At 70.2% G+C, this 8349-nt stretch carries 1 protein-coding gene; it reads right to left on the bottom strand.

The window, feature by feature from the left end; genetic code table 11:
• The coding region (locus tag AB0B96_RS37225; protein ID WP_362906538.1) for an SDR family NAD(P)-dependent oxidoreductase at positions 1 to 8349 on the bottom strand (8349 nt) is incomplete at its 5' end.

Below are 8349 nucleotides of genomic sequence, written 5' to 3'. Positions count from 1 at the left end.
TCACAGATCTTTCGAGCGGCCCAGTTCGTTGTCGATGAAGCTGAGGATTTCCTCGGTACTCGCCGATTCGAGCATGCCCGCGACAGCGATTTCACTAGTTTCCGTACCGCTCTCGCTCACCTTCGTCAGCAGGTGCCGCAGCCGGGTCGAGATGCCGTTCCGGGCGAGTTCGTCGAGCGTGTAGCCGGAAAGAGCGGTCTCGAAGCGGTCGAGATCGGCCAGCAACGACAGCTCCACCGTGGTGTCCGCTCCGGGCGCGATTTCCTCCAGGAGGTATTCGGCAATGCTGGCCGGGGTGGGGTAGTCGAAGATGAGGGTGGCGGGCAACCGCAGCCCGGTGACGGCGTTGAGCCGGTTGCGCAACTCCACCGCGGTCAGGGAGTCGAAGCCCAACTCACGGAACTCCCGTCCCGGCCGGATCGCGTCCACCGAGTCGTGCCCCAGCACCGCCGCCGCCTGCGCCCGCACCAGCTCCACCACCAGCCGAACCTGCTCGGACTCACCCAGCCCCGCCAGCCTCCGCACCAGCTCCGCTTCCCCGCCCGCGAGAACGGAGACCGCCGAGCGGCGCCCCACACGGACCAGGCCCCGCATCAGATGCGGCACCTCGGGGAACGTGCGCAGTACCGAAAGATCCAGCCGCGCCGCCACCACCGTCGCCCGACCCGACGTGGTGGCCACCTCGAACGCCGCCACCCCCTGTTCGGCCGACAGCGCCGGCATCCCCGCCCGCGCCATCCGCTGCAGATCGATCGTCCCGAGCCCTCCGGTCATCCCGGTCTCCTGCTCCCACAGGCCCCAGGCCAGCGACAACCCCGGCAGTCCCGCAGCTTGACGCGCCTGGACCAATGTGTCCACAAACGCGTTCGCCGCCGCGTAGTTGCCCTGCCCGGCGTTGCCCATCACCCCGGCGAACGAGGAGAACATCACGAACCCGGCCAGGTCCAACCCCTGGGTCAGCTCGTGCAGATGCCAGGCGGCGTCGGCCTTCGGCCGCAGCACCGCATCCAACCGCTCCGAAGTCAGCGACGGAATCGTGCCGTCGGCCAGCACACCGGCTGTGTGGATCACGGCAGTCAGGGGGTGCTCGACCGGGATCTGCGCCAGCAGCACCGCCACCTGATCCCGATCGGCCATGTCGCACGCCGCGATCGTGACCTCGACCCCATGCGCGATCAACTCGGCCCGCAACTCCACCGCACCGGGAGCGTCCAGGCCCCGGCGGCTGGTCAGCAGCAGATGACGCACCCCACGCTCGGCCACCACATGCCGCGCGAACAACGCACCCAGACCACCCGTACCACCGGTGACCAGGACAGTTCCCTCCGGATCCCAGACCCGGCCCGCCTCGTCGCCAACGTCAGATCCTGGCGCCATCCGCACCAGGCGCGGAACCCGCACCTCACCCTCGCGCACCGCCACCTGCGGCTCACCTGAAGCCAGCACTCTCGGCAATGCATCGAGCAGGGTCGGCAGCGAGGACTCCTGGTCATCCATGTCTACCAGTACGAACCGGTCTGGGTTCTCCGACTGAGCACTGCGGACAAGGCCCCACACCCCAGCGGCCGGAAGGTCAGCCACCACCTCACCATCGTCGGTCGCGACGGCGCCCCGGGTGACGAACACCAGGCGCGAATCGGCGTACCGCTCATCCGCCAACCACCGCTGCAGCAGATGCAGCACGTGGGCGGTGAGCGCATGCGCCGACTCCACCACCCCGGCCGCGGACTCGGAAAGCACCTCCACCATCACCACGGCCGGGGCCGGACCCGCCTCGGCCAGCGCGGGCAGATCCGCATGCACCGGCACCACGTCCCCGGCCGCCAGCAACGCGGGGGCAAGCCCCAGGGCGTCCACACCGAGCAGCGCCACCGGCACCTCGTCGGTCAGCGGCAGGCCACTCACGGCAGACCACTCCACCCGGAACAGCGCGTCCTGCCTGGCCTCACGGGGGTCGAAGCCGACCAAGTGCTCGGCGGCCATCGGCCGCAGCACCACCGACCGGGCCGACACCACCGGCGCCCCGGCCGCGTCCACCGCCACCAGCGACACCGTATCGCCGCCCGTCCTGGCCAGCCGTACCCGCAGCACCGACGCCCCGCCCGCGTGCAGGCACACCTCACCCCATGACAGCGGCAACCGGCCACCTTCCACCGGCTCCAGCCCGGCGAAGGCCACCGCGTGCAGCGCCGCGTCCAGCAGCGCCGGGTGCAGCCCGAACGAAGCCGCATCACCGGTCTGCTCCGGCAAACTCAGCTCGGCGAACACCTCGTCATCACGTTGCCAGGCTGCCCGCAATCCCTGGAACGCCGGGCCGTACGCCAAGCCCTCCTCCGCCAGCTCTTCGTACAGCCCCGCCAGCTCGATCGCAGCCGCGCCGGCCGGAGGCCACACCGCCGCGTCGAACGGCACGGCAGGCGAAGCACCCGCGGTGAGAGCGCCGGTCGCGTGCCGCACCCACGGCACCTCCTCGACCGCATCCGCCGAACGGGCGTACACGTTCACCGTCCGACGGCCCGACTCCTGAGAGGCGCCCACCCAGACCTGCACCGCGACCGCCTCGCCCTCCCCCAGCAGCAGCGGCGCCTCCAGCGTCAGTTCCTCCACCGCGTCGCAGCCGACCTGGTCACCGGCCCGCACCGCCAACTCCACGAACGCCGACCCCGGCACCACCACCGAGCCCGCCACCACGTGATCGGCCAGCCACGGATGCGCACTCACCGACAACCGACCCGTCAACACCACTCCGTCGGAATCGGCCAGCGGCATCGCCGCACCCAGCAGCGGGTGATCCGTCGCGGCCAGCCCCAGCACGCGAGCATCACCATTCTGCTTGGCGTTCGGCCAGAACCGCTGGTGCTGGAAGGCGTACGTCGGCAGATCCACCCGGCGACCGCCCGGCAGCACCTGCTGCCAGTCGACCGTCACGCCACGGACGAACAGCTCCGCCGCCGAGACCAGCACCCGGTCCAGACCACCGTCGTCGCGGCGCAGCGTCCCGGCGATCACGGTGGTGGCGTCGGTCTCGTCCACGCACTCGCCGATGCCGACCGTCAGCACCGGATGCGGACTCACCTCGACAAACACCCGATACCGCTGCTCCAGCAACTGCCCGACCGCCGGAGCGAAGCCCACCGTGCGCCGCAGGTTCTCACACCAGTAACCGGCTGCCAGCTCCGGACCCTCCAGCCACTGACCGGTCACGGTCGACAGCATCGGCACCCGCACCGAACCCGGGCTCACCTCCGCCAACACCGCTGCCAGCTCCTCGGCGATCAGATCCACCTGCGCCGAATGCGAGGCGTAATCCACCGCGATCCGCCGCACCCGAACATTCTCAGCCGACAACCGCTCGACCAGCTCCTCGACCGCCGCGACCTCACCGGCCACCACCACCGAGTTCGGACCGTTCACCGCCGCCACCGACACCCCATCCACCAAAACGGCCTCAACCCGCTCGACCGGCAACGCCACCGACGCCATCGCCCCCAACCCCGCCAACCGCTCACCGATCAACCGGCTCCGCAACGCCACCACCCGCGCACCATCGGACAACGACAACCCGCCGGCCACCACCGCCGCCGCGATCTCGCCCTGCGAATGCCCCACCACCGCATCCGCACGAACCCCCAGCGACTCCCACACCGCCGCCAACGACACCATCACCGCGAACGAGGTCGGCTGCACCACATCCACCCGATCCAGCCCCGGCGCACCCTCCACCTGACGCACCACATCCAGCAGCGACCACTCCACAAACGGCTCCAACGCCGCCGCGCACTCGGCCATCCGAGCCGCGAACACCGCCGACTCCTCCAGCAGAGCCGCACCCATCCCCACCCACTGCGCCCCCTGCCCCGGGAACACCCACACCGACTTCCCGTCGACGTCGGCCACACCCTCGACCACACCACCGGGCACCGGCTCACCCGAAGCCACCGCACCCAGCCCCGCCAGCAACCCCTCACGGCCGGCACCGACCACCACCGCGCGGTGCTCGAACACCGACCGCGACACCACCAGCGACGACCCCACATCCACCGGGTCAAGCTCGTCGGCCTCCCGCACATGCGTCAGCAATCGCCCGGCCTGTGCCCGCAGTGCCTCCTCGGTCTTCGCCGACACCACCCACGGCACCGCACCCGGCGCCTGGCCCTGGTCACGCGACTCCCGCTCAGAAACCTCCGGCCCCTGCTCCAAGATCACGTGCGCGTTCGTGCCGCTGATCCCGAACGACGACACACCCGCCCGGCGCGGACGACCCGTCTGAGGCCACTCGACCTGCTCGGTCAGCAACTCCACCGCACCCGCCGACCAGTCCACGTGCGACGACGGCTCGTCCACGTGCAACGTCCGAGGCAGCACCCCGTGCCGCAGAGCCATCACCATCTTGATCACACCCGCCACACCGGCCGCCGCCTGCGTGTGACCCAGGTTCGACTTGATCGACCCCAGCAGCAGCGGCCGATCCTCGTCCCGATCCTGACCATAGGTCGCGAGCAGCGCCTGCGCCTCGATCGGGTCACCCAGCGTCGTCCCCGTACCGTGCGCCTCCACCGCGTCCACCTCGGACGCCGAGAGCCCGGCGCCTGCCAGCGCCTGACGGATCACCCGCTGCTGGGAGGGACCGTTCGGCGCGGTCAACCCGTTCGACGCGCCGTCCTGGTTCACCGCCGAACCCCGAACCACCGCGAGCACCTGGTGGCCGTTGCGGCGCGCGTCCGACAGCCGCTCCAGCACCAGCATGCCCACGCCTTCGGAGTAGTTGGTGCCGTCCGCCGCGTCAGCGAAGGACTTGCACCGCCCATCGCCTGCCAGCCCACCCTGCGCGCTGAAGCCGATGAACACCGCCGGAGTGGCCATCACGGTCACACCACCCGCAAGCGCCAGGTCGCAGTCACCCGAGCGCAGTGCCTGCGCCGCCATGTGCATCGCCACCAGCGACGACGAACACGCCGTGTCCACCGTCACCGCAGGACCCTCCAGGCCCAGCGCGTACGAAATCCGGCCGGTCGCGACGCTGCCCGCCGTACCGGTGCTGATGAAGCCCATCGCCTCCGGTGGGAGTGCGGCGCTCATCCCGTAGTCGTGATACATCACCCCGGCGAACACGCCGGTACGGCTGCCGCGCAACGAGATCGGGTCCACGCCCGTCCGCTCGATCGCCTCCCACGACGTCTCCAGCAGCAACCGCTGCTGCGGGTCCATCGCCAGCGCCTCACGCGGCGAGATCCCGAAGAACCCCGGATCGAACTGCGTGGCACTCTCCAGGAAGCCACCCTCGCGCACGTAGTCCGAACTGTACGAGGCCCCCAGATCCCAGCCTCGCGTGGTCGGGAACTCGGAGATCCCGTCCCCACCCTCGGCCACCAGCCGCCACAGATCCTCCGGAGAGGCGACCTCACCCGGGAAACGGCACGCCATGCCCACGATCACGACCGGATCGTTCGTCACCGGCACCGGCATCGCGGGAACCCGCACATCGGCGTCCTCACCGAACAGTTCGGCCAGCAGGAAGTCCGCCAGTACGGTCGGTGTCGGGTAGTCGAACACCAGCGTGGACGGCAACCGCAGCCCCGTCGCGGCGTTCAGCCGGTTACGCAACTCGACCGCGGTAAGGGAGTCGAAGCCCAGCTCACGAAACTCCCGACGCACCTCCACCATGTCGGACGAGGCATGACCCAGCACCATCGCCGCCTCGACACGCACCAGGTCCACCAGCACCTCGGCCCGCTCGGCCGCCCCCAACGGAGCCAACCGCTGCAACAACGTCGCGGCCACCACCGAACCCGACGCCACCGACCGCCGACCGCTCCGCACCAGACCACGCAACAACGCCGGCACCTCGCCGTAGGTGCGTATCGAAGGAAGATCCAGCCGAACCGGAACCAGCACCGCGTGCTTCAGCGCGGTAGCGGCCTCGAACAGCGCCATGCCCTGCTCCACCGACAGCGGCGGCATGCCCGTACGGGTGATCCGCTGCATATCGATATCGCCCAGCGTGCCGGTCAATCCGGTGTCCTGGGTCCAGGGCCCCCAGGCCAGCGAGAGCGCGGGCAGCCCTTCGGCCCTGCGCACCTGCGCCAAGGCGTCCAAGAACGTGTTCGCGGCCGCGTAGTTGCCCTGCCCTGCGGAGCCCATCACGCCAGACAGGGACGAATAGGTGATGAACGCCGCCAGATCCAGATCCCGGGTCAGCTCGTGCAGGTGCCAGACGGCGTCGACCTTCGGCCGGAGGACCGTCTCCAGCCGCTCAGGCGTGAGCGACGGGATCGTGCCGTCGGCCAGCACACCGGCGGTGTGGATCACCGCGGTCAGCGGGTGATCGTCGTCCATCTGCGCCAGCAGGGCCACCACCTGGTCGCGGTCGGCCATGTCACAGGCCGCGACCGTGACCTCAACGCCATGCGCGATCAGCTCAGCCTGCAACTCCACCGCACCCGGAGCGTCCAGACCTCGACGGCTGGTCAGCACCAGATGCCGCACCCCACGCTCGGCCACCACATGCCGAGCCAGACTCCCTCCCAGACCACCGGTACCACCAGTGATCAACACCGTCCCCTCCGGATCCCACAACCCCTCGGCCTCCCCCACCGGCGCCACCCGCACCAGACGCGGCACCCGAATCCCACCCTCACGCACCGCCACCTGCGGCTCACCCGAAACCAGCACCCCCGCCAACACCGACGACGACAACCCACCATCACCATCGACGTCGACCAGCACGAACCGGCCTGGATTCTCCCACTGCGCCGACCGCACCAACCCCCACACCGCCGCAGCCGCCAGATCAACGACCACATCACCATCCCGCGCCTCGACCGCACCCCGAGTCACGAACACCAACCGCGACCCCTCAAACCGCCCATCGGCCAACCACCGCTGCAGCAGTTCCAACATCTGCGCGACCACCGCGTGCGTCGACTCCACCACACCCCCGGCATCGGCCGACCCCACCGAGACCATGACCACATCCGGCACCGAATCCAGCAGGGCCAGGTCAGAAAGGGCTTCTCCGGCGAGTTCGACCACGTCTGGTTCGGCGTCGGATACCGGCATCTGAGCCGAGGGCGTCCACTCCAGCCCGAACAACGCGTCCCGCTCCACCGCCGGGGTGCTACCGACGGCGACGAGCTGGTCGGCCGAGACCGGGCGCAGCACCAGGGAACGCGCCGACACCACCGGCTCCCCGGCGAAGTCCACCGCGCTCAGCGACACCGCGTCCTCGCCCACCTTGGCCAGTCGCACCCTCAGCAGGGTCGCCCCACTCGCGTGCAGGCACACCTCGTCCCAGGAGAACGGCAAGCGCGTACCCGCCGCGGCGTCCAGCCCGGCGAAACTCACCGCGTGCAACGCCGCGTCCAGCAGAGCCGGGTGCACCCCGAACGACCCCGCGTCCGACTGCGCCTCCTCCGGCAGCGCCACCTCGGCGAACACCGCGCCATCGGCACCACGCCACGCCGCCCGCAATCCCTGGAACACCGGACCGTAGGTGAGCAACCCTTCGGCCAGCTGGTCATAGAGGCCGTCCAGCTCGATCGCGGTCGCGCCGGCCGGCGGCCACACCGCCGTGTCGAACGGCATCGCGGCCCGGTTACCCGTGGCGAGCGTGCCGGTGGCGTGCCGTACCCACGGCACCTCCTCGGCCGCATCCGCCGAACGGGCGTAGACGCTCACACTCCGCCGACCGGTCTCCTCCGGCGCACCCACCGCGATCTGGACCACGACCGCGTCGTCCTCGCCCAGCACCAGCGGAGCATCCAGGATCAACTCCTCGACCACCTCGCAGCCGACCTGGTCACCGGCACGCACCGCCAACTCCACGAACCCGGTCCCCGGGAAGAACACCATCCCGGCCACCACATGATCGGCCAGCCACGGATGCGACGAGAGCGACAAGCGGCCCGTCAACAACACACCGTCGGAATCGGCCAGGCCCACCGCCGCGCCCAGCAGCGGATGACCCGTCGCGGCCAGGCCCAGCACATGAGCGTCACCGCTCTGCTTGGCGTTCGGCCAGAACCGCTGGTGCTGGAAGGCGTAGGTGGGCAGATCCACCCGGCGACCGCCCGGCAGCACCTGCAGCCAATCCACCGTCACACCACGCACGAACAGCTCCGCCGCCGAGACCAGCACCCGCTCCAGGCCACCCTCGTCACGGCGCAGCGTCCCGGCGATCACGGCCTCCACCTCGGCCGCGTCCACACACTCACCAACCCCGACCGTCAGCACCGGATGCGGACTCACCTCGACAAACACCCGATACCGCTGCTCCAGCAACTGCCCGACCGCCGGAGCGAAGCCCACCGTGCGCCGCAGGTTCTCACACCAGTACCCGCCATCGAGCTC

The sequence above is a fragment of the Streptosporangium sp. NPDC049046 genome (assembly GCF_040649155.1).
Taxonomy (GTDB): Bacteria; Actinomycetota; Actinomycetes; order Streptosporangiales; family Streptosporangiaceae; genus Streptosporangium.
This window is presented reverse-complemented; position numbering and strand designations above follow the sequence as displayed.